Below are 21,983 nucleotides of genomic sequence, written 5' to 3'. Positions count from 1 at the left end.
GTGACACGGCGCCGACCGCACGGTCAACGGCGACAATCACGCCACACTTTCGACGAAGCACTCTGGCTCCTGCAGGCCCGCGCCCTGGTCACCGTGAAGCCCGGGCCGGGCGGCGGCCTGTTCAGTGCCGAGCGGTCCCCGATGGTGAGCCTCGGCACTTCCGTACTCGCGTTGGACGCGCCCGGGCCGCCGAAGCCGCCGACGCCGTCCGCATCCGCGACGCCCTCGACCACCTCCTGAGCCGATAACCATGATTATTGCGCGGCTTCCTTGTGTTTTTGCGGATGCATGACCGACCCTTGCGGTTACATGCCCACGTCAATACGCTCGGCGCAGCATCCCCGTCATCGCTGACATGACCGATGGGCTGAACGATCACCTGCGTCGTCGGCGACCGATCAGAGGAGACCAGATGGCTGTCACGCGTCGTGCGATGCTGCAGGCCGCGACCGCGGCAGGGGTCGCCGGGACCGTCGGGCTGACCCGGCCGGCGGTCGCCGGGCCCGCCGCGGCGAGCCCGGTCGGGGACGTGGTCGGCAAGGTGACCGTCGGCTACCAGGGCTGGTTCGCCTGTGCCGGGGACGGCGCTCCGATCAACGGCTGGTGGCACTGGTCGCACCACTGGGGCCAGGCGCCGTCCGCCACCAACAAGGCCATCGTCGCCTGGCCCGACGTCCGCGACTACCCGGCCACCTACCGCACCGCCTTCAACGCTCTCGGCAACGGGCAGCCCGCCTCGCTGTTCTCCTCCTACGACCAGTCGACCGTCGACGTCCACTTCCGCTGGATGAAGCAGTACGGCATCGACACCGCCGCCCTCCAGCGGTTCAACCCGACCGGCGGCGAGGGCCCCACCCGCGACGCGATGGCGCTCAAGGTACGCGACGCGGCCGAAGCCCAGGGCGTCAAGTTCTACGTGATGTACGACGTCTCCGACTGGACGACCATGCAGACGGACATCAAGGCCGACTGGACGGGCAAGATGCGCGCCCACACGTCTTCCTCCGCCTACGCCCGGCAGAACGGGAAGCCGGTGGTGTGCGTCTGGGGCTTCGGGTTCAACGACAACCAGCGGCCGTTCGCCCCGGAGCCGTGTCTGGACGTGGTGAACTGGTTCAAGGCCCAGGGGTGTTACGTGATCGGCGGGGTGCCCACCTGGTGGCGGACGGGCGACCGGGACTCACGGCCGGGATTCACCGGGGTCTACCACGCCTTCGACATGCTCTCCCCGTGGATGGTGGGCCGCATCGGCAGCGCCGCGGACGCCGACAACTTCTACAACGTCGCGACCGTCCCCGACCTCGCCGAGTGCACCGCACACGGCATCGACTACCAGCCGTGCGTCCTGCCCGGCGGGGTGACGGAGCGGCAGCGCGCCCACGGCGACTTCATGTGGCGGCAGTTCTACAACATGGGGCGGGCCGGGGTGCCGAGCGTGTACATCTCGATGTTCGACGAGTACAACGAGGGCAACCAGATCGCCAAGACCGCCGAGTCCCAGGCCTGGGTGCCGGCGGGGTCCGGGCTCCTCGCCCTCGACGAGGACGGCACCCCGTGCTCCTCCGACTACTACCTGCGCCTGACCGGCGACGGCGGCAGGATGCTCAAGGGCCAGATCCCTCTCACCGCCGTCCGGCCGACCCCGACCACCGTCGTCGGGGGCGGCGACACCCTCCCCCCGACCGCCCCCGGCAACCTGCGGGTCACGGCCGTGACCGGTACGACCGTCGCTCTGGCCTGGACCGCCGCCGGCGACAACGTCGGCGTGACGGGCTACCGCATCCGCCGGATCACCGGCGACACCGCCACCCCCGTCGCCACGGCTGGCGCGAACGCCACGACCCTCACGGTGACCGGGCTCACCGCCTCGACGTCCTACACCTTCGACGCGCAGGCACTCGACGCGGCCGGTCTCGCCTCCGAGCCGTCCGGCCGGGTCACCGCGACCACCGCCGGTGACTCCCCGAACACCGACCTGGCACGGCACCGGCCGACCGCGGCGAGCAGTCACACCCAGGCCTACGGCTCGGCGCATGCCGTGGACGGCGACCCGCACACCTACTGGGAGAGCGCCAATCACGCCTTCCCCCAGTGGCTCCAGGTCGACCTGGGCGCCGCCACCGGAGTCGGCCGTGTCGTCCTCGCTGTCCCGCCGTCCCCCGCCTGGGCCGCCCGCACCCAGACCGTCGCCGTCCAGGGCAGTACCGACGGTGTCTCCTTCAGCTCTCTGCGGGGTGCCACGGCCCTCACGTTCGACCCCTCCCGCGGAAACACCGCCACGCTGTCCCTGCCCGCCGGGGCCACCGCCCGTCACTTGCGGCTCGTGTTCACCGCCAACACCGGGTGGCCGGCCGGGCAGGTCGCCGACCTCCGGGTGTACGGCGCCTGAGCCGCGCTCCTCCCCGACAGGCACCTGAACGTGCGGACGCGAGGAGGGCGCCGCCGGGGACTCGACGTCACCGTCGTGGCCTCCCGCTTCGCGACCCGCGCCAAGCTCGATCGCACCCGAAGTCGGCCGAGCCCTTCGGCCACACGCCGGAGCGAGCAGTACCGCCTTCGTGCACACTCCCACCGAAATGGGCTCGCGCCCGAGTGGCCCCGCGCTCTACCGTCGCGGCCATGACGTCACACGATGCGCCTGCGGACCCTCGGATCGCTCCCGTCGCCCCCGGGTTGGTGATCCGCCGAGAGACCGCTGACGATCACCGCGAGGTGCGTGAGGTTCAAGCACGCGCCTTCGGTGGCGATGAGCGGATTCCCGGACTCGTGGGCGCACTTCGCGTGGCGGACGCTGCCTTGGCACCCCTGTCCTTCGTCGCCGTCGTGGACGGCCGGGTGGTCGGGCATGTCCTCCTGAGCGCCGCCCGGTTGGACGCTCCGCGCCGGATCGTGGACGTCCTGACGCTGTCACCGCTGGGCGTGGTCCCGGAGTTCCAGGGGCAGGGCATCGGGACGCGGCTCGTCGCGCACGGCCGACCGTGCGGGTGTGCCGTTGGTGTTCCTGGAGGGTTCACCGGGGTACTACGGCACGCGCGGCTTCGAGGGTGCCGGCGCGGTGGGTTTCCGATCACCGTCGCTGCGTATCCCCGAAGCCGCGTTCCAGGTCGCCCGGTTGTCCGCGCACGAGCCGTGGATGACGGGCACGTTCGTCTACTCCGACATTTTCTGGGCCTTCGACTGCGTGGGCCTGCGCAGTCCCGAGGAGTGAAGGTCCTCCTCGACTCGACCCGATCTTCGGACTGTCCCGGGGGCGATGTCCGGCTGAGTGCCCTGGGCTCCCCCTCCCCCCCTCCCCCGGCGTCAGGTGGTGCGGTCGAGGGCCCACTCCAGGGCGTGGTCGGCTACCTCCTCCCAGCCCTGCTGGGCGGGCATGAGGTGGGACCGGCCGGGGAATTCGACGTAGTCGGTGACGGTGCCGGGCGCCTTGTAGTGCTTGGCGTTGGAACGCTGGATCTTCGGCGGCATGAGGTGGTCGTTCTCACCGGCGACGAACAGCAGGGGTGCTCGGTCGGCGTTGTGGTAGTTCACGTAGGTGTCGCCGTGACCGGGGTGGACGTTGGTGAGGGCGCTGTCCCAGAAGACGTGGCCGGAGGCGGGGACGTGGTAGCGCTCGTAGAGGGCGCGGGCCTGGTCCTCGGGGAAGGTGTTGGTGAAGGCGTAGCGCCACTGGTCGTAGGTGAAGCCGACGGCCTTGTGCCGGTTCGCGGGGTTCCGCAGGACCGGGAAGGCGGCCTTGAGCTGCGAGAACGGGAGTGTGGTCACGCCCTCGGAGGGGGCGGAGTTGATGGCCACGCCGGCCGCGCCGTAGCCGTGGTCGAGGAGGACCTGGGTGAGGGCACCACCGGCGGAGTGCCCCATGATGATCGGTTGCGTGCCGAGGCCGTCGATGAGCCTCTCCAGCGACCGGAGGATCGCCGGGACGGTCAGTTCCTCGATCGGCCGCGGGTCGGCGTTGAGTGCCTCGACCTCGACCTCGAAGCCGGGGTAGGCCGGGGCCAGGACGCGGAAGCCCTTGGCCTGGTAGTAGGGGATCCACTGCTCCCAGCTGCGGGGCGTGACCCAGAAGCCGTGGATCAGGACGATGGTGTCGGGTTTCACGGGAACTCCCTCGACGAGTGGCGGCGTCGGCCGCGCGGATGACGGCGGCGGTGGCGCCGGGGTGGGACGTCATGACGGCGTGCGAGGAGCGGATCTCGGTGACACGGCTGCCGGCGCGCTCAGCCATGAACCGCTGGGCGGCGGGCGGGATGACCTTGTCCTGGTTCGGGATGAGGTACCAGGAGGGAACGGTCTTCCCACCCGGCTCGCCGGACGTCCCGCTGAGGCCCTCGACCCTTCCGGGGCGCTGGGTGGCGGCCATGATCCGGGTCTTGTAGGCGGGCAGGTCGGCGGCGAAGACGGCGCGGACACGGTCTACTACGACGAACTCGACGAGATCGGCCGGCGCTGCTCCGTCGGGACCGCCCTCCTCCACTTCGGCGCCGCGGTGGTGCCGTACTTCGGGGACGACTACATCACCATGGACGGCGAACAGGGCGCACGGCTGACGCGGGCGATCGGCGCCAGGACGGTCGTCCCCGTGCACTTCGACGCCTGGGACCACTTCACCCAGGGCCGGGCCGGCATCGTGGACGCCTTCACCCGAGCCGGCCTCGCGGACCGCCTGCACTGGCTGGACCGCGGTACACCGACCGTGGTCGACACGCGTCCGCCGGACTCGATTCAGCGGTAGGCGCTCACGGCGGTGAAGTAGAGGGCGAGACACGTGGCGGCAGCGCCGGCCGCCGTGAGGACTGCCTGTCGGGCACCGGCGCCGGTGCCGTGCGCGATCACACCCACGATCAGCGACACGTTGAGGATCGTTGAACAGGCCAACAGCAAGGACAGGATCTCGGCTTGGTTCATGTCGTCGACGGTGACTGTCCAAGGGTGGCGTCCAGTAGGTGTCCGTCGTTAGGTTGGACACTGCGCCCGTACCGGGGGGAGTCCGCACCGCACGATGACCCTGCCAACAGATCCGGCATCCGAGCCCGACTGGACCGCTCTGGTTGCCGAACTGGCCCTGTTCCGCGCCGAGCGACTCGGTAGGCGCCCGTCGGACAGGCTGCTCGGGACCGCTGGGGGAGTCAGTCCCACGACCGTGGGCGACTGGCTGCGTGGGGACCGTTTCCCTCAGCGTCTCGAACAGTTGCTGATACTTGTCCGGGAGATCCGCGCGCACGCCGAACGGACCGGCGAAGCCCACCTCGAAGCGGCACTCTTCGACCCCGGCCGATGGCGGATCGCCTACCGGGCCGAGGCGCGTCGGCGCGCCGGCGACACCCGTACGGCCACACGAACGGCGCAGGCGCAAGCCGCGCTGGCGAAGGGACGGCCCGGCCGCCTGCTGAGGGAACTGGGCGCCCAGTCCGCGGCGTTCGACCTCGAAGTGCACCGGGCGTTCCTGCCGGAGGAGGAGGGCAGCGACGCGCTGCCGCTCCTTCCGCCCTACCTCCCCCGTGCACATGACCGACTGCTCGCCGACGTCGTCGACCATGCCGCGGCCGGGACGAGTGCGCTGGCCGTCCTGGTCGGCGGGTCGTCGACCGGCAAGACCCGGGCTCTGTGGGAAGCGCTGGCTGTACTGCGCGAGCAGCCGGTCGAGTGGCGGCTGTGGCACCCCCTCGCCCCGTCACGGCCCGAGGCACTGCTGTCAGGCGTGCCGGACATCGGAGCCCACACGATCGTGTGGCTGAACGAGGCACAGGAGTATCTGAGCGATCCGGTGCTGGGTGAACGGGTCGCTGCCGGCCTGCGTGCGCTGCTGCGTGATACGGACCGGTTTCCGGTGCTGGTGCTGGCGACGCTGTGGCCGGAGCACTGGCAACGGCTCACCGCCCGCCTTGACCCGGATGCGCATGCGCAAGCCCGGGCGCTGCTGGGGGAAGGCGTCCGCGTCGGCGTGCCGGACTCGTTCACCGCCGCTGACGCCTCGGTCCTCCTGGGCACGGGGACCGACTCACGGCTGCGACGCGCACGGGACCGCGCCGCGAACGGGGAGATCACGCAGTACCTCGCGGGTGTTCCGGTCCTGCTTCAGCGGTACGAGGACGCTCCGGCCGACGCCAGGGCGTTGCTGGACGCCGCGATCGACGCACGCCGGCTCGGCTGGGGCACGGACCTGCCGGCGAGGTTCCTCGCTGACGCCGCCTCGGGATATCTCAGTGCCGCCGACTGGGACCGGCACGGTGAGCGATGGCCGGTGTCCGCACTGCGGGACACCGATGAGCACCGCGGCGGGTTTCGGGGCCCGCTCACCCGGGTGCGGCCGCGTCCGCAGCCGGGGGAACCGGCAACCGTCGACCGGCCGGTGTACAGACTCGCCGACGCGCTGGAAGAGCACGGCAGACGCATCCGCGCCTACACCTTCCCCGCCGAGACCTTCTGGACCGCTGCGCTCGTGCACGCCGACCCGCCCACCATGATCGCCCTCGCGGAAAGCGCAGAGGCCCGCGGCCTGTACCGCACGCAGGTACGCCTTCTCGCGACAGCCGCTCTGTCCCACGCTGCGGCGGCGACCGAACTGGTCGACAGCCTGGTCGTCTTCGTCGTCGGGGCACGCGACGAGGCGTCCCGCTGGGCCGCGGCAGCAGTGCCGTTGTCCGACCCGGGCCCACTGGCGCAGTTCCTGTGGTTTCTGCGCTTCAAAGTGCAGTACGAAGCGATCGCGATCTTGCTGAATCGCGGGCCAGGGCGACGAGCGGACCTGCACGACCCCGTCGGTGTCGCCCATCTGGTCGACCGGCTGCACGAGTGCGCCCGCCACGCCGGCTGCCCCGAGCCGGAGCGCGCGGCAGCACACACCGAACTCGCCACGCTCCTGAACCGGCACCCCGACTGGAACCTCGATACCGCCGATCCCGAATCGATCACCGAGTTCGCGAACACACTGCGGGGATCAGGCACCGACGTGCCTGCCGCCCAGCCGCTCCCCGAGTACCGACCCGACGCGGACACGAGCGACACCCAGGAGCAGGAAGAGGAGGAACCGACGGTCGCCTCGGCGGTGGCCGCACGGCTCAGGCAACTGGTGGAAGCGGAGAACGACCAAGCACTCACCGCCCTCCTGGCAGGGCAACCGGCCCGCCGGGTGCCCGTCACAGACGCCGACGGGGTCGCCCGGCTCCTGCATCAGCTGTGGTGGCTCACGCTCTTCCACACCGCCGACGATGTCCGTCAGCTTGCCTGGGACGAGGGCGCCACCCTGTTCATCGAACGGCGTCCCTGGGAGAACGTCGGCCTCACCGATTCCGCCGGCGTCGCTCTGCTGCTGCGCTGGCTGGACCAGCACTCGCCCCTCTGGACGAACGAACCGGACTGGCTCCTGCACCATCTCGAACAGTGCCAGGAGCCGCTCTATCTGCACCAACGCGACCAGCCGCATCGTGACGCGCAGCACCTGGCCTGGCTGTGGGAGAAGGCGGTGCTCGGCCGACTTGCCACGCGTGCGGCCGAGGTCACCCTCACCGACGCTCGCGGCGTGGCCTCCCTGCTCACGGTCATGTCCGAGCCCACGCTCAACTGCCCGCCGGGGGTGGCTCGGGCTGCTGTGGCTCGGCTCCTGGAGCGGAACCCCGCTCACCACGTCCTGCCGCTCGGGACCGACCATGACCGCTACGCCCCCGAAGAGCTGATCGGCGCACTGCGCAACGTCGGCGACCAGGAAGCCGCCTCCCACCTGGAACAGCGTGCCTTCGCGGCCGGCGCGTACACCGTCATCATGCGCGGCGAGCACCAGGACTACGGTCTGCTGCCGGACGGCACGCGGTCCCCCGCCTGGGGTTGGTCGGACGTGGTCCCCCCGCACTCGGCGGACGTCACCTCGACGCCCGGCCGGGGCGAGCCCGCGTGATCACCCGTGGCCCCCTGTCGAAACGGTCGGGTCCGGGCACCGGTGACACGTGACCTGTGACCGGTGATCTGTGACCGGTGACCTGTGACCTGTGACCTGTGACCAGTGACCGGTGAAACGGTGTTCCTGCCCGACGCACGTGGGCACCCTCGGCCCATCGCACCGGGCCGACGGCAGAAAGGTTCCGGCCACGAGCGCAGGGCAAGCGGACCCGTAGCGTCCCTGTGACGCTCGTGCCCTCCACGGGCGCAGCATGGGCCGGTCAGCTGGGACACGGGAGCCGACGACGGGCCGGCCACCCTCCCCGACCTGGGCCGCAGCGCGCGGCACCCGGGTGTTTCACACGGTGCCTCGGATTTTCACATACGAGAGAGCCCGTTCCGCACCTCACCCCGGTAACGGCCCGCCCCTTGATCAATGGCTCGATTACGTCTACCGACTGTCAGTGGCGTGAGCAATGGTTGCGCATGTCCGAGCCTCGACCGAGGCCCGGACGTTCGAGTCCGTGCACCCCACCACCCAAGGGAGAAGCATGCGTACCGAGATCATCCTGTCCAACGACGCCCCCGAGCTCGACCTCGACCTGGACCTGCGCGTCTCCGACCTCCCGGAGCAGGCCGAGTCGTTCGGCCAGGGCACCTTCACCTCGCCGAGCAGCTACGCGATCGGCACGCGCTGCCCCATCTGTTGCTGACGGACTGAGGCCCCCTCGGGGCTCTTCCGAGCGGGGCGGTCCCGGATCCGCCCCGCTCTTCCGTACGACGGTGAGGAGCACACACGTGGCGGCGGAGTCCGAAGTCCACCGAGCATCCGCAGTATTCGAGGTACAGGAACCCGTGCTCGTCCGCATGGCGAGTCGGCCGCGTGGCGTGGCGGCGGCCACGATCGACGCCGCCGATCCGGTGTCGGGGGCGCGGCAGCTCGCCTCCGATCCCCTGCTCGGCCAGGCGGTCCGGGTCGCCAGCGGCTCGCTGGCCCACAACCTGGCCGGACTGACCAGCGACGAGGGTGTCGCCGCGCTGGGCCGCAAGCGGACCCTGAGTGCCGCGCGGACCCTGACGCGGTACGCCCGCCGTGCCGGGGCGCGCCCCACGCCGTTCGGCCTGTTCGCGGGTGTCGGTACCGCACGTTTCGGTTCCGCGGCCAAGGCGGAGCCGGGTACCGGCGAGGTGGCGGTCCGACTCGACGGGGCATGGCTGCGCCGCCGGGTACGGGCCTGGCTCGCCGAGCCCTCCGTCCGCCGGCGCGTGGACGTCGTCCTCAATGACCTGTGCTTCCTGAGGGACGGGCGGCTGTACCTGCGCACCGGCGGGCAGGAGCAGTCCGTGCGCGACAACGCACTGGTCGGCGCCGTGCGCGAGGGGGCACGGACCCCGGTACCGTACGCCGATCTGCTGGTCTCGCTCACGGAACGCTTCCCGGCGCTGGACGCCGAACGGCTCGACCGTCAACTGGCCGGTCTCCTGCAACACGGCTTCCTGCTCACCTCGATCACCCCGCACCGCATCGACGCCGCCCTGCTCGACGGCATCGAGGCGGTCCTGGAGACGGCGCTTCCCGGCGACGCGCAGGCGCTGCGGGACGTGCGCGCGGCCTGTGCACGGCATCGAGAGGACCCTCCCGGGCTGGGCGGCGACTCCTGGCAGCAGCTCCTGGACGAGGTCCGCCGCCTCGACGTACCCGGCACGCGGGACGACGCGCACGCCCGGCCGCCCCTGCACGTGGACCTGCACATACCCGGGGAGTTCGTCGTCCCGGAGGCGGTCGGCCGGGAGGTGTGCGGGTACGCGGCCGCGATCTGGGCGATCACTCCGGAGTGGACGACGCTGGCGTACATGCGGGACTACCGCGAACGCTTCATCGAGCGCTACGGCACCGCCTGCGCCGTACCCCTGGGCGAGCTGGTCGACCCGCACCGCGGACTGGGCCTGCCCCCCGAGTACGGTGCGGAGCCCGCGTACGCACGCAGCGGCCCCGGCGACGCGGCGGACGGTCCCCGGCGCGCGCTGATCGGCGAACTGCTCCAGGAGGCCGTCCTGTCCGGCGGTGACCTGGTGCTCACCGACGACGTCGTGCGACGCCTCGCCGAAGTCGCCGGGCACGATCCCGCCGCCACGCCGCCGCGCAGCCTCGAACTCTGCTTCCAGGTGCTCTCCGAGAGCACGGCCGCACTGGACCGCGGCGACTTCCGCCTGCTCGGCAGCCCGCACATCGGCGCCTGGACGGCGGGCGCCACGGCGGGCCGCTTCGCGGCGGTGACGGGCCTCACCGACGAACTCGCGCGGCTGGCCGCCGACACGGCCGACCCCGACGAGGGGGTGATCGCGGCCCAGGTCGAGTTGATGCCCCACGAGCCGCGGGGCCTCAACATCGTCCAAGTGCCCCGACTGCTGCCGTACCGCATTCCCGTCGGCGTCGCCGACGACCGGGACGACCCGCACTGTCTGGACTGGCGCTCGCTGGTCGTCGCCGCCGGCTCGGACGGACTGCGGCTGCTGTGCCCGCGAAGCGGCCGCCCGGTCCGTCCGGTGCTGCCACACATGCTGGCCCTGGACACACAGGCTCCGCCGGTGGCGCGGTTCCTCATGGACATCGCCACGGCGCGGCCGCGGGTGTGGTCGGGCTGGGACTGGGCAGGGCATGACGCCCTGCCGTATCTGCCGCGCATCCGCTACGGACGGGTGGTGGCGATGCCCAAGCGCTGGCTGCCGGGCCGCCGACTGCGCGACGCGGCCCGGTCGCGGGACGCCGAGGCGTGGGAGCGGGGCCTCGACGCATGGCGACGGCGCCTTGCCGTGCCGGACCGGCTGCAGATCGCCCGCAACGACCAGATGTACCCCGTCGATCTGCGCGAGTGCTGGGACCGGAGCCTGCTGCGCGCCGAACTGACCGCCACGCAACCCCAGTTCGTCCTCTACGAGGACCTGACGGCCGACGGTGCGGGGCTCGGCTGGAACGGCGGGCACAGCACGGAGATCGTGGTGCCCCTCGCGGGGGCGCGGCGGCCCACCGGGCATACGGTGCCGGACAGCGCCGAGCCGGCGCGGACCGCCCTGCGGGTCGCCCCCACCCGTGTCCATCTGCCGGGTGAGGACTGGCTGTACGCCAAGTGGTACGCGGAACCGTCGGCCCAGGAAGCCCTGCTCGCCGACCATCTTCCGGCCGTACTCGCCGAGGTCGAGGACGAGGTCGACCGCTGGTTCTTCCTGCGCTACCAGGATCCCGAGCCGCACCTGCGGCTGCGCTTCCACGGTGATCCCGGGGCGCTGTACGGACGGGTGCTGCCCGCGATCAGCCGGGTGTCACGGGCCCTCGTCGAGCGCGGGGCCCTGCGCACGCTGACCCTCGACACGTACCGGCCCGAGAGCGACCGGTACGGGGGTGAGGCCCTGCAGGCGGCGGCCGAGCGTCTCTTCTGCACGGACAGCCTGTCGGCGCTCGTGCAGGTGCGCGCGGTACGGGGTGCCGCGCGGGTGCTCCCCGACGCCGTGCTCGCCGGGCTCGGCCACGCGGTCCTCCTGGAGTCCCTCGGGGACTGGGACTGGTGCGGCTGGGTCGACCGGATGTTCACGAAGACCGCGGAGCACGAGGTCTACCAGCGGCACCGCGCCGTCGCCGACCGCCTGATCAGGCCGGGGAACACGGTGTCGTCGGCTGCGGAGGCACTCGGGGCGCCGACCTTCGGCGCACTGTGGTCCGAGTCGCCCCACCCGCGCGCGTACGGGCAGCAGATCCTGTCCGCTCCGGAAGCGGACCGCGACGAGGCCCTGCTGTCACTGCTGCACATGCGGCACAACCGCGTGTTCGGCATCGACCGGGCGGCCGAGGCCCGCGGGTACGCGGTTCTGCGGGGCGCGGTGCGCACCCATGGCGGCCGCCGGCGGCACGAGAGCGGGAGGGGCCGATGAACGGGAGCACCGGTGGCGGGGCACGGGAGGACACGGTGAACGGGGCACGGGAGCAAACGGCCAACGGGACCACCGACGGCGGGACGCGGCGACACCCGGTCGACCGGTCCACCCAGGACCGGCGGGAGCCCCGGTCCACCCATGACCTCAGGGAGCGTGCCGCCGCCGTCTCCGCCGAGATCCTGGACCGGCTCGCCGATCCCGCCGCCACGATGGCGGCCACCCGCATCCCCGCCCACGCCGCGGACGACGGGGTGGCCGAGCCCGTCTGGGCCGAGCTCACCCTCGGCAGCGGCAGCCCGGGGCTCGCGCTCGCGTTCGCGGGAGCCGCCCGGGACGCGGCACGGCAGGTGCCGCGCGCCCATGCGTACCTCACGGCGGGTACCCGGGCCGTCTCCGGCCGTCCCGGCACCGCGGGCGGGATCTTCAAGGGGCCGGGGGCCCTGGCGTTCGCCGTGCTGGTCGCTCACCGCACCACCGGAGGCTATGTCTCCGCGCTCCAGCGCTTCGACGCCTACCAGCGCGATCTCGTGGGGGCCGTACTGCCGCCCGTCGAGGACCGGCCGCTGCCGACGATCGGACACTACGAGGTGGTCCGCGGCCTGACCGGGGTCGGCCGCTACCTGCTGGCCCGGGCGGAGAGCTGTGAGGCGCCGCTGACGGCGGTGCTCGACTACCTCGTGCGGCTGTCGCTCGGCACCGTGGAGCACCGCGGCGCGCACGTGCCGCGGTGGTGGGCCCTGGACGCGCCCCGGGTCGGCTCCGAGGCGGCGTTCCCCGGCGGCCACCTCAACCTCGGCCTCTCGCACGGCGTCGCCGGGCCGCTCGCCCTGCTGGCCCTGGCCTGGGAGGAAGGGTTCCGGGTGCCGGGGCAGCAGGAGGCGATGGAGGCGACGGCGGAACTGCTGCGGACCTGGGCGGTGGCCGACCGGCACGGCCTGTACTGGCCCGGCTACCTCTCCTTCGCCCAGTGGCAGCGGGGTCCTGCCGCCTACGACGGAAGCGCCAAGTGGCCGGCCTGGTGCTACGGGGCTCCGGGGGTCTCCCGCGCCCTGCAACTGGCCGGACGGGCGCTCGGCCGGACGGATCTCACGGACCTCGCCCGCGCCTCGATCGACCGGCTGCTCGTCCTCCCCCGGTCGGCCTGGGGCATCGACGACCATGCCCTGTGCCACGGTTGGGCCGGTGCCCTCCACCAGCTCGGCCGGCTCGACGAACCGTGGCGGGACCCCCGGCTGGCCGGACTGCGCGACGACATCGCCGCCGAACTCGTCTCCGCCTTCGATCCGGCGCTGCCTTTCGGACTGCGTTTCACGATGACGAAGGTGCCGTTCGGCTCCGACGTCTCCGGCTACCTCGACGGAGCCGCCGGCGTCGCGCTCGCCCTGGACTCGTACGCGGTGGGCGGCACACCGGCCGACTGGGACATGCCGCTGCTGCTGGCTTAGCGTGCCGTGGTCGGCGCTCTCGCGGCGTGATCGGCCGGCCACGCCGGGGCGGGGCCCCCGGGACGGAAACGGTGGCCCCCGCTCACCCCGACTCGCTTCCGCCGGAGAGCCGGCGTCGCCACCACCGCTCCGGGTGCCACTGCCTGCCGTGGGCGAACGGGTCCGGCAGGGTGCGCGTCCTGTACACGGAGTCCAGGCGGGCCACGTGGCGGCTCAGTTCCGAGCGGGCCCGGGTGGGCAGTTGCCGCATGATGTCGTCCAGCACGTCGCGGGCGTGGCGCACGTCGTCGAGGGAGCAGCCTCGGCACGGGCACTGCGCGTCCCGCGGATAGAGCGGCCGACGGCCCACGGGCCGCAGGAATGCCCGGTATCGCCGCAGCGCGAGGTCGGTGACGCCGGGGAAGATGACGTAGTCGCCCGAGAGTCTCTCCGCACGGTGGATCGACATGCTGGTACGTGGGGAGAGTCCGCGGATGCGCTGCGGCGGCGGTTCGTCCCAGGCCCAGGCCCGAGGTGTGGATCGTCCGGCGCGCAGAGCGCCTGGCCGTCTACGCGGCATCGGCCTTTCGACATGCGGTCATGCACGCCATGATGCCCTGTCGTGCCCTGGAGCACGCGATTTCCGGGACGTCCGAGCCCGGGCAGGGCGCGCCTCGCCGACCGTGGGCGCAACGGTCCGGGACGGCGGAGCGGGTCCGCCGTCCTCGGCTCCGGGCCGCCCGTGCTCGGCTCCCCTTCTCGCTGCTTCTTCTCTCGCTACTTCTTCTTGCGGCGCAGCAGCACGCAGGCGACGACGAGAGCCGCTCCGGCCGCCACGAGCGGCGTGCGGTTGTTCCGTACGGGTTCGGGGGCCTGGTCGTGCCAGGCCTGCCGGGCCTGTCCCGCCTTGGCCTTGGCCTGTCCCGCCGCTGCCGCGGCCTTCGCCGTGACCGGTTCGGGCAGCTTCTCCTGCGCCAGCTGTACGGCCTGGGCCGCCTTGGCCTTGACCTCTCCGGTCAGCTCCATGGCCTTCGCCGACGCCTGCTCCTTCGCGGCCACGGCCTTCTCCTGGACGCGGGCCTTGACGTCGGTCTTGTCGGCCAGGGCCTCGACCGTCTCCCCCAGGCGGTGGCGGGTCTGCTCGACCTGCTCGCGCAGTTCCTCCGGGCTCTGGGCGGTGGGTTCGTCGTGGGGCGGCTGGGTCATCGCTTGGCACTCTCCTTGATCTCGGCCACGTCGGCCTTCACGCTGTCGATGGTCCGCTCGGGTGCCGGCGGGGCGGCCCGGCTCACTTCCTTCTTGCCCGTCATCGCCAACACACCCGTGACCGCGCCGAGAACGGCGGTAACGATCAGGGCAGCCGCCCATACCGGCAGCGGGACCGCGAGGGCGGCGATCGCCGTGGCGATCAGCGCCTGGAGGGTGAAGAAGCCGGCGAGACCGGCCCCGCCGAACAGGCCGCCGCCCTTGCCGTAGCGCTTGCCCTTCTCCTTCATCTCCGCCTGCGCCAGCCGCATCTCCGCCCGCACCAACTCGGTGAGCTGCTGCGACGCACGCTGCACCAACTCCCCCACCGGCTCACCACTCGAGGAAGAACCCCCGGAATGGCCGCCGGAGGCGGGACGGCTCGTCTCAGCCATCATCAACACCCTCCTGCCGTAAGGACCGTCCGGGTCCCACGGGACGGCGAAGGAACACCTGCCCGTTGCCGCCCTCACAAGCCGTTCACAAGAAGGGTCCGCGCATCCCGGGTTGCCGCCGGCGCACCGCCGGACGGAGGTCGGTGGTGTCCGAGGGCGCACCACGCGCACGACCGTCGTCCGGAGTGAGGAGGCCGCCACCGTCCGGGAGAGCGGCCTCCCTCGCGGAGCTACTCGTCGATCGCCGCGCCGAAGCGCGCGTCGGCCGTCGGCGCCCCGAGCCGGGCCCCGTCGTAGGTCCACGTGCCGTGGGCGACCAGCCCCGACGACGAGGCGGGTACGACCCATACGAAGCCGTCGTCGGTGTTCTCGCCCGGTGCCGCCGCCAGGAGCCCGAAGAGGCCGTCCTTGTTGGCGTCGATCAGCCGTACCTGACCGCCCCAGCGGTCCGACTTCTCCGCCGTACCGGGGATGTCGGCGAGCTGCTGGTCGAAGCTCTTCACCCCGACGTCGCTGAATCCGGTCCGGTCGCCGCGCAGCACCCACACGGCGCCCGCGTCGGGCACGCTGCCGATGTCCTCGCCCGGCGCACCCACGGCGAGGTCCGGGTGGCCGTCGCCGTCGGTGTCCCCGGCCGACAGCTCGGCGCCCCACTGGTCGCCCGCCTCCGAGGTGCCGGGCACGCCGGTGGAGTCCTGGGTCCAGTACTGCGCCGGCTCGGGTTCGAGCCCCGACAGGTCACCGCGGCCCAGATAGAGGGTGATCCCGCCGCCCGTCGGCGCACCGGCGCCGGTGTCACCGATGACGAGGTCGTCCTGGCCCGTGCCGTCCCAGTCGCCGGAGACGACAGCCGGACCGCCCGGGAACGTCCCCCCGTCGCCGAGGCCCCCGACGTCCGGCGCGCCGTGCAGTACGCGCACGGTGCCGGCACCCGGTTGCGCCCCGGTGGTGACGCCGGAGACGGCCAGGTCGGCCCAGGGGTCCTCGTTGTAGTTGCCGTGGCTGAGGCTGCGGAACTCGAAGCCGGCGTCCCCCGGCGCGACGTCCCTCGCCCGTATCCTGCGGTCCGACATCGTCAGCCCCTGCGCGTCCTGGCCGGGCATGTGGGTGAAGAAGAGCAGGGCGTCGTTCTCCAGGACGGCGATCGAGTCCCGTAGGCCGGCATCCGGGTCGGCCGGGTCGGGGGCGAAGTAGCGCGCGGCTTCGACGGCCCGCCCGAAGCGGGCGCCCGCGCGTGGGTCGTCGTTCTCCAGCCAGGTGCTGTCGGAGCCGTGCAGTCCGGTCGGCGATCCCCAGAAGACGACGGCACCGCCGGCGTCGGCCAGGCCGGCCAGATCTTCGTCCGGGACCGCGACGACGGCGTCGTCGTACCCGTCGTTGTCCAGGTCGCCCGAGGCGACGGCCGCTCCGAAGCCGTCGCCGGCTTCCACGGCGCCGGGCACGCCGGAGACGTCCTGGTGGAGCACGCTCTTCTTCGTCGTACTGAGACCGCTCGACGAGCTGTACTGCACCGTGGCGTACCCGGCGCCCGTGGCACCGTTCACCGTGGCGCCCGGGGCGCCGGTGAGCACGTCGTCGAAGCCGTTGCCGTCGTAGTCACAGTTGCGCTGCTGCCAGCCGATGGACGGGAAGGGAACGGCGGCGGCTGCGGCCTGGGCCGCGGGGGCCGTGACCAACGCGCCGCCGCCGAGGGTGAGGAGTGCCGTGGCCGTGACGGCCAGTTCTCTGATGTGACGCACGGGAAACCCTCCTTGGTCTCCGGGACTGCCCACGACTGCGGACTTGCCGTGTCGCGGGCGCGATGTGCAGCCCTTGGTCCGGGCGTGGCGCCGTGGCGGGGACCGGTACGGGTGCCGGCAGGCACCGGTCCCCGCCGCGGCCCCCACCTCGGAGAAGGGGCGTGCGACCGTGTGCGTCTCCCCGCCGTCGGACGGAGCGGTGAGGGCACGGACCTTGCTGCGTTCACCGAGGAGACATCCGCGCGTCGCCGAAGGTTGTACCCGCACCGGTGAGGAACCTGGGGCGCGGAGCAGTCCCGCACCGCTCCGTAGGGGCGTCCGTGACCACGGAACGAGGGCCCCGCTTTGTCTAGACCTATTTTGTCTAGACCTCTTGCCCCGCTCGTGACCTGCGGGCTACGTTTCCCGCTGTTCGGAAGTCCTTTGCGTTTCCTTCGACTCCCTTGACGAGCAAGGCCGGAAGGAGCATGCCCGCATGCAGGACCGAAGCCTGTCCAGACGAACCGTTCTCGCCTCCGCGACCGTGGTCGCCGCGAGCGCGACAGGTGTCGTGGGCACTGCGGCCACCCCCGCGGTCGCACACGGGCGCGACCACCGCCTCAAGAAGATCATCTCCAGGATGAGCGTCGAGGCCAAGATCGGCCAGCTGTTCGTCCCGTACTTCTACGGCACGTCGGCGACTTCTCCCAGCCAGGTCGACCAGGACCGCAACCTCAGGGAACTCGGCGTCCGCACCGTGGCCGAGCTGATCGCCAAATACCACATCGGCGGTGTCATCTACTTCTCCGGCTGGGCGAACAACATCCAGGACCCCCGCCAGATCGCGGATCTGACCAACGGCGTGCAGCGGGCCTCGCTCGCCCTGCCCACCCCCGTCCCGTCCCTGATCTCCATCGACCAGGAGCACGGGGCCAACGTCCGTATCGGCAGCGGCGCCACGCAGCTGCCGGGGGCGATGGCGCTCGGCGCGGGCCGCTCCCTCTCCGACGCGCGCACCGCCGGACTGATCTCGGGCACCGAACTCGCCGCCCTGGGCATCCACCAGAACTTCGCCCCGGTCGCCGACGTCAACGTCAACCCGGCCAACCCCATCATCAACGTCCGCTCCTTCGGCGCCGACGCCCGTGCGGTCGGTCGTATGGTGGCGGCCCAGGTGACGGGTTACCAGCGGGCCGGCGTCGTCGCCTGCGCCAAGCACTTCCCCGGCCACGGGGACACCGGGGAGGACAGCCACACCGGGCTTCCCGTGATCACCCACACCCGCGAGGAATGGGACCGCATCGACGCCCCGCCCTTCAAGGCCGCGATCGCCGCCGGCGTCGACTCGATCATGACCGCGCACCTCCAGGTCCCCGCGCTCGACCCCAGCAACGAACCGGCCACCCTGTCATCCGCCATCCTCCAGGGCGTGCTGCGGGACGAACTCGGCTTCGACGGCGTCATCGTCACCGACGCGCTCAACATGCAGGGGGTGCGCACCAAGTACGGCGACGACCGCGTGCCCGTCCTCGCCCTCAAGGCCGGCGTCGACCAGCTGCTGTTCCCACCGAACATCGACGTCGCCTACCACGGCGTCCTGGCCGCCGTCCGCAGCGGAGAGATCACCGAGGACCGGCTCGACGAGTCCGTCCTGCGCATCCTGCGGGTGAAGGACAAGGTGGGGCTGCTCAGCGGCAGCCCCTACGTGTCCGCGAAGGAGGTCGACCGGGTCGTCGGTGCCCGGGGGCACCGCCTCGCCGCCGCCCGGATCGCCGAGCGCACCACCACCCTGCTGGTCAACGAGGACGAGGCGCTCCCGCTGCGCCGCGGGCAGCGCAAGCTGCTCGTGGTCGGCGCGAGCCCGGCCTTCCCGACCGACGCCACCCGCACCACGGTGCCCGAACTGGCCGGGGCCTTCGACGAACTGGGCTACAGCACCACCCACCTCGCCACCGGCCGGACCCCCGACACGGCGAAGATCGACGAGGCCGTGGCCACCGCACGGGGACGGGACGCGGTGGTGGTCACCACCGACAACGTCGGCGCCACCAGCGCCCAACGCCTCCTGATCTCCCGGCTGCTCGCGACCGGCGTCCCCGTCATCCACCTCGCCGTGCGCAACCCCTACGACATCGCCCACCTCGGCGAGGTCCCGGCATCACTGGTCTCCTACTGCTGGACCGAGGTCGAACTGCGCGCGGCCGCCCGGGTGATCGCCGGCCGGGTCGAGCCGCGCGGCAAGCTGCCCGTACCCATCCAGCGGGCCGACGACCCGAACGAGGTCCTCTTCCCCGCCGGGCACGGACTGTCGTACGACGACTGACCTCCGCGTGCCCCGCGGGACTTCCCGCCCCGGTGCCTCCGGAAGAGGAGCACCGGGGCCGGCGGCGGCCGTCGGCGGGAAGGGCGGGTGGGTTGGGTGGGGAGTCGGCGGTGGCCGGCGTTCAGTCACCGCTGCCGACGATGGCGGTGACGCGGATCTCCACACGCATGGCGGCCAGGCCGAGGACCGTGACGCCGGTCTCGGTCCAGATCGGCGCGCGGCCACCGAGGCGACGCCGGAACTGCTCGGCCATGACCGCGTTGTGGTCCTCGCCGATGACGTCGTCTCCCGGCGCGACCTTGTGGTACGAGTTCACATGGATGACGTCCTTCCACGTCGCGCCGACCGTGGCGAGTGTGCGCTCCACGTTGTCGAACGCCTGGATGATCTCGTCCTCCAGCGCATCGGGGACGACCAGGTCGTCGTCCACGCCGGCCTGGCCGGAGATCTCGACCCGGTCGCCGACGCGGACGGCCCCGCTGTAGCCGAGGGCCGCGTGCAGCTTCTCGCCGAAGCCCGGGGTGATACCGAAGGTGACGGTGCCCATGGTGCTTCCTCTTCCCGTCCGTAAGGGTGCGCGCTCTCTCGAATGAGTTCACGCATGAAGTGAACTTACCCTGCAACGACTTCAAGCGTAAAGTGATTCCCGTGGCCCTCCGGTCGGCGGGACGGGAAGATGCATGAGCAACACGGGAGAAGCCATGGGCGGCACGGGCCCCCAGCAGGACGACGAGGAGCCGCGCTGGCTCGACGCGCAGGAGAAGACGGCGTGGACGGGGCTGATCTCCCTCGTGCTGCTGCTGCCCGGCAAGCTGGAGTCGCCGCTGCGCCAGGAGCACGGCCTCACCCTGTTCGAGTATCTCGTGCTGAGCCACCTCTCCGAGGCCCCGCGACGCACGTTGCGGATGGGCGAGCTGGCCTTCCTCGCCAGCGGGTCGCTCTCCCGGCTGTCCAACGTCGTCAAGCGCTGTGAACAGCGCGGCTGGATCGTGCGGGCGCCCGACCCGGAGGACGGGCGTTACACCCTCGCCGAACTCACCGAGGCCGGCTTCGACATCGTGCACCGGGCTGCGCCCACGCACCTGCGCGCCGTGCGCCGCGCCGTCCTCGACGAACTCGACGCCACCGATCAGAAGGCCCTCGCCCGCATCGCGAGCAAACTCCGCGTCGTCCCCGACGACTTCGGCTGACCGCCGCCCGGGCGGGGCGGCACCGAGCCGGTCGTCCCGCCGGGTCAGCGGGTCCGGTAGTGCGCGTGGATCAGTCCGCTGGGGAAGGCGCGCTGCTGCACCAGTTCGAGGTCCAGGCGCACTCCGTCGGGGAAGAAGCGCTTGCCGCCGCCGACCACGCTCGTGGTGATGAACAGGTGGTACTCGTCCACCAGGCCGGCCGAGATCGCCTGGGAGGCGAGATGGGGGCCGTCGACGGTGAGGTCGTGCTCTGCCTCGGCCTTGAGCCTGCGCACCGCATCCGGGTCGAAGGTCCGCTCGATCCTGGTTCTGGCGCTGGACACGGCGTCGAGCGTCGTGGAGTACACGATCTTCTCGGCGGCCTGCCAGTCGCGGGCGTACTGCAGGATGTGCGGCGGCTGGTCGGGCTCGGTGTGCGCGGTCTCCCAGTAGACCATCGTCTCGTACATCCGCCGGCCGTACAGATACGTTCCGACGGGGCGGAAGAGGTCGCCGACGAAGGTGTGCACCTCCTCGTCCTCGGCTCCGGCGCCGAGGTCTCCCTGCGCCGCCTCGGCGTACCCGTCGAGCGAGGTGATCATCGAGTAGATGAGCTTGGCCATGGGGCTCCTTCGGTCACGAGGGGGACACTCCGCCGCCGGTCGCCGCGGAACACGGAATGGGGCGTCACTCAGGTGTATACGCGACCGAACGCGAGGAAACGTGTACGGCGCCGCACGTGTGGGACGGCGTGCGGCACGGTCACAGGGACCAGAGGTGCAGAGCGTTGTCGCCGGGCGACACGGTGTACCAGGTGCCGTCACCCAGGGCCCTCGGCGGGCCGGAAACGTCGAAGGGGTGGACGAGCCGGTCGATGAGTCGCATGCGGGCCGCGTCGACGAGCCAGTGCCGGCCCGCGCCGAACTCCTCGTCGCTCTCGACCGTCCCGACGACGACGGTGTCCTCGTCGAGGAAACCTCCCTCGTAGTCGAAGAACGCCCGTGCCTCTTCGTCGTCGGAGGTTTCCGGCTGCCCCGCTTCCAGCGCGGGATGCGGGGGGAGCGTCTCCGCACCCAGCGCGGTTTCCACCGTGCCGTCGGTGACCCGGTGGACGGCCAGGGTGTCCTGGTCGTGGGTCACGGTGAGCAGGCGTTTCCCGGTGGGACTCACCGCCAGCAGGACCCGGTCCGCCTCGCCGAAGGTGTCGACGGCCAGGGTGCGGCCGTCCCAGCGTCCCCAGCGCAGCGGAGCACCGTCCTGGCCCTCCCCGATGGTCAGGCCCATCTGACGGGGGTCCGGATGCGGAACGTGGTCGGAGCCCACGGCCGCCGTATGCGTCGCCGTGCGAGCCAGTACGGTGCCGTCCTCGGGGTCGATGACCAGCCACTCGTCCGCTCCGCGGCCCCGGTCGTCGGCCAGGGGGCCGCGGACGTGCGCCCACAGCGGCGATCCGTCCGCGGAGAACCCGGCCGAGCCGCTGCCGGCGTATCGGTGGTCACGCTCGTCGGCGTACTCGGTGAAGGAGTCGTGCCCCGCGCACCCCGCCCAGCAGGGGTGCCGCACCTCCCACCGCACCTTCCCTGACCGGTCCACGGCCCGGAGCGCGTGGAGCCCGGCGAAGACCGCCAGGTCCCCTGCGGGCGACACCGCGCAGGAGCCGTACCGGCGCGGCCAGGGCGCCGGGAAACGGACGGCCGCGGCCGCCGACGGCGCGAGGTCCTGGACGACCAGCGCCGTGTCACCGCGCTGCACGAGCCACCGCCTCCCACCGCGCCGCTCCAGGCGTGGGGCGTCGCCGACTCCGGAGAAGGCCAGAGGGGCGACGATGGTGCTCACCGGACGAGCTGGCTGCGGCACGGGGGCTCCAGGAGGCCGAGGCGGGCGATTCTTGCCGGGACCCTACGACA

Annotated in this window: 18 protein-coding genes and 1 pseudogene; 10 read left to right on the top strand and 9 right to left on the bottom strand. The window is 72.0% G+C overall.

Annotation, left to right across the window (positions count from 1 at the left end; genetic code table 11):
• Positions 1-412 precede the first annotated feature (412 nt).
• The 3 genes and pseudogenes from ACGF5T_RS29820 (at position 413) to ACGF5T_RS29810 (ending at position 3,208) form a co-directional block, all read left to right on the top strand.
• Positions 413-2,389 carry a discoidin domain-containing protein gene (locus ACGF5T_RS29820; RefSeq protein WP_361016354.1) on the top strand — a complete coding sequence of 659 codons (1,977 nt, stop codon included), beginning with the start codon at positions 413-415 and terminating at the stop codon, positions 2,387-2,389.
• Between the two features lie 230 nt (positions 2,390-2,619).
• Positions 2,620-2,910: pseudogene (locus tag ACGF5T_RS29815) on the top strand (GNAT family N-acetyltransferase); the annotation flags it as partial.
• 76 nt (positions 2,911-2,986) lie between these two features.
• Positions 2,987-3,208, top strand: a complete 222-nt coding sequence (locus ACGF5T_RS29810; RefSeq protein WP_361016355.1) for a hypothetical protein — start codon at positions 2,987-2,989, stop codon at positions 3,206-3,208.
• A gap of 92 nt (positions 3,209-3,300) precedes the next feature.
• On the opposite strand, the gene ACGF5T_RS29805 is transcribed toward ACGF5T_RS29810, so the two are convergent.
• A complete protein-coding gene (locus ACGF5T_RS29805; RefSeq protein ID WP_361016356.1) occupies positions 3,301-4,098 on the bottom strand; it encodes an alpha/beta hydrolase in 798 nt (265 codons plus the stop codon).
• 79 nt (positions 4,099-4,177) lie between these two features.
• Here ACGF5T_RS29805 and ACGF5T_RS29800 point away from each other — a divergent pair, with 79 nt between their 5' ends.
• Positions 4,178-4,732 carry a hypothetical protein gene (locus ACGF5T_RS29800; protein ID WP_356610392.1) on the top strand — a complete coding sequence of 185 codons (555 nt, stop codon included), beginning with the start codon at positions 4,178-4,180 and terminating at the stop codon, positions 4,730-4,732.
• Here ACGF5T_RS29800 and ACGF5T_RS29795 read toward each other — a convergent pair.
• Positions 4,723-4,905, bottom strand: coding sequence for a hypothetical protein (locus tag ACGF5T_RS29795; RefSeq protein ID WP_356610391.1), 183 nt, complete (start codon positions 4,903-4,905; stop codon positions 4,723-4,725). The two genes, ACGF5T_RS29800 and ACGF5T_RS29795, sit on opposite strands and share 10 nt — an antisense overlap.
• Before the next feature lie 235 nt (positions 4,906-5,140).
• Here ACGF5T_RS29795 and ACGF5T_RS29790 point away from each other — a divergent pair, with 235 nt between their 5' ends.
• The 4 genes from ACGF5T_RS29790 (at position 5,141) to ACGF5T_RS29775 (ending at position 13,247) form a co-directional block, all read left to right on the top strand.
• On the top strand, positions 5,141-7,891 hold the full coding sequence (locus tag ACGF5T_RS29790; RefSeq protein ID WP_392889796.1) for a hypothetical protein: 2,751 nt from the start codon (positions 5,141-5,143) through the stop codon (positions 7,889-7,891).
• Between the two features lie 532 nt (positions 7,892-8,423).
• Positions 8,424-8,585 carry an SCO0268 family class II lanthipeptide gene (gene lanA / locus ACGF5T_RS29785; protein ID WP_356610389.1) on the top strand — a complete coding sequence of 54 codons (162 nt, stop codon included), beginning with the start codon at positions 8,424-8,426 and terminating at the stop codon, positions 8,583-8,585.
• An 85-nt stretch (positions 8,586-8,670) separates the two neighbouring features.
• Positions 8,671-11,799, top strand: a complete 3,129-nt coding sequence (locus ACGF5T_RS29780) for a lantibiotic dehydratase (protein WP_366767818.1) — start codon at positions 8,671-8,673, stop codon at positions 11,797-11,799.
• Positions 11,796-13,247 (top strand): lanthionine synthetase C family protein, encoded by a 1,452-nt coding sequence (locus ACGF5T_RS29775; protein WP_356610387.1) that lies wholly within the window; start codon positions 11,796-11,798, stop codon positions 13,245-13,247. Before ACGF5T_RS29780 ends, ACGF5T_RS29775 begins: the two co-directional genes overlap by 4 nt.
• A gap of 82 nt (positions 13,248-13,329) precedes the next feature.
• On the opposite strand, the gene ACGF5T_RS29770 is transcribed toward ACGF5T_RS29775, so the two are convergent.
• The 4 genes from ACGF5T_RS29770 to ACGF5T_RS29755 form a co-directional block, all read right to left on the bottom strand.
• Positions 13,330-13,695, bottom strand: a complete 366-nt coding sequence (locus ACGF5T_RS29770; RefSeq protein WP_356610386.1) for a hypothetical protein — start codon at positions 13,693-13,695, stop codon at positions 13,330-13,332.
• A gap of 308 nt (positions 13,696-14,003) precedes the next feature.
• A complete protein-coding gene (locus tag ACGF5T_RS29765; RefSeq protein ID WP_356610385.1) occupies positions 14,004-14,432 on the bottom strand; it encodes a DUF3618 domain-containing protein in 429 nt (142 codons plus the stop codon).
• Complete coding sequence (locus tag ACGF5T_RS29760) at positions 14,429-14,869, bottom strand: phage holin family protein (protein WP_392889791.1); 441 nt, start codon at positions 14,867-14,869, stop codon at positions 14,429-14,431. Before ACGF5T_RS29760 ends, ACGF5T_RS29765 begins: the two co-directional genes overlap by 4 nt.
• 227 nt (positions 14,870-15,096) lie before the next feature.
• Positions 15,097-16,605, bottom strand: coding sequence for an FG-GAP repeat protein (locus ACGF5T_RS29755; protein WP_366767819.1), 1,509 nt, complete (start codon positions 16,603-16,605; stop codon positions 15,097-15,099).
• Positions 16,606-17,080: 475 nt separating this feature from the next.
• Between ACGF5T_RS29755 and ACGF5T_RS29750 the strand changes: the two genes are divergently transcribed.
• The gene (locus ACGF5T_RS29750; protein WP_366767820.1) at positions 17,081-18,907 is read left to right on the top strand and encodes a glycoside hydrolase family 3 protein; all 1,827 of its coding nucleotides are present in this window, start codon (positions 17,081-17,083) and stop codon (positions 18,905-18,907) included.
• Positions 18,908-19,028: 121 nt separating this feature from the next.
• Here ACGF5T_RS29750 and ACGF5T_RS29745 read toward each other — a convergent pair whose 3' ends face one another.
• Complete coding sequence (locus tag ACGF5T_RS29745) at positions 19,029-19,454, bottom strand: Rid family hydrolase (RefSeq protein WP_366767821.1); 426 nt, start codon at positions 19,452-19,454, stop codon at positions 19,029-19,031.
• Between the two features lie 133 nt (positions 19,455-19,587).
• Between ACGF5T_RS29745 and ACGF5T_RS29740 the strand changes: the two genes are divergently transcribed.
• Positions 19,588-20,097, top strand: coding sequence for a MarR family transcriptional regulator (locus tag ACGF5T_RS29740; RefSeq protein ID WP_366767822.1), 510 nt, complete (start codon positions 19,588-19,590; stop codon positions 20,095-20,097).
• A gap of 44 nt (positions 20,098-20,141) precedes the next feature.
• Here ACGF5T_RS29740 and ACGF5T_RS29735 read toward each other — a convergent pair whose 3' ends face one another.
• Together ACGF5T_RS29735 and ACGF5T_RS29730 are read right to left on the bottom strand one after the other, a co-directional pair.
• Entirely contained in the window at positions 20,142-20,699 is a 558-nt protein-coding gene (locus tag ACGF5T_RS29735) for a dihydrofolate reductase family protein (RefSeq protein ID WP_356610379.1), read from the bottom strand.
• Positions 20,700-20,838: 139 nt separating this feature from the next.
• Positions 20,839-21,933: a hypothetical protein gene (locus tag ACGF5T_RS29730; RefSeq protein WP_366767823.1), complete on the bottom strand. Its 1,095-nt coding sequence runs from the start codon at positions 21,931-21,933 to the stop codon at positions 20,839-20,841.
• Positions 21,934-21,983 lie beyond the last annotated feature (50 nt).

The sequence above is a fragment of the Streptomyces sp. NPDC047853 genome (assembly GCF_043204535.1).
GTDB lineage: Bacteria > Actinomycetota > Actinomycetes > Streptomycetales > Streptomycetaceae > Streptomyces.
This window is presented reverse-complemented; position numbering and strand designations above follow the sequence as displayed.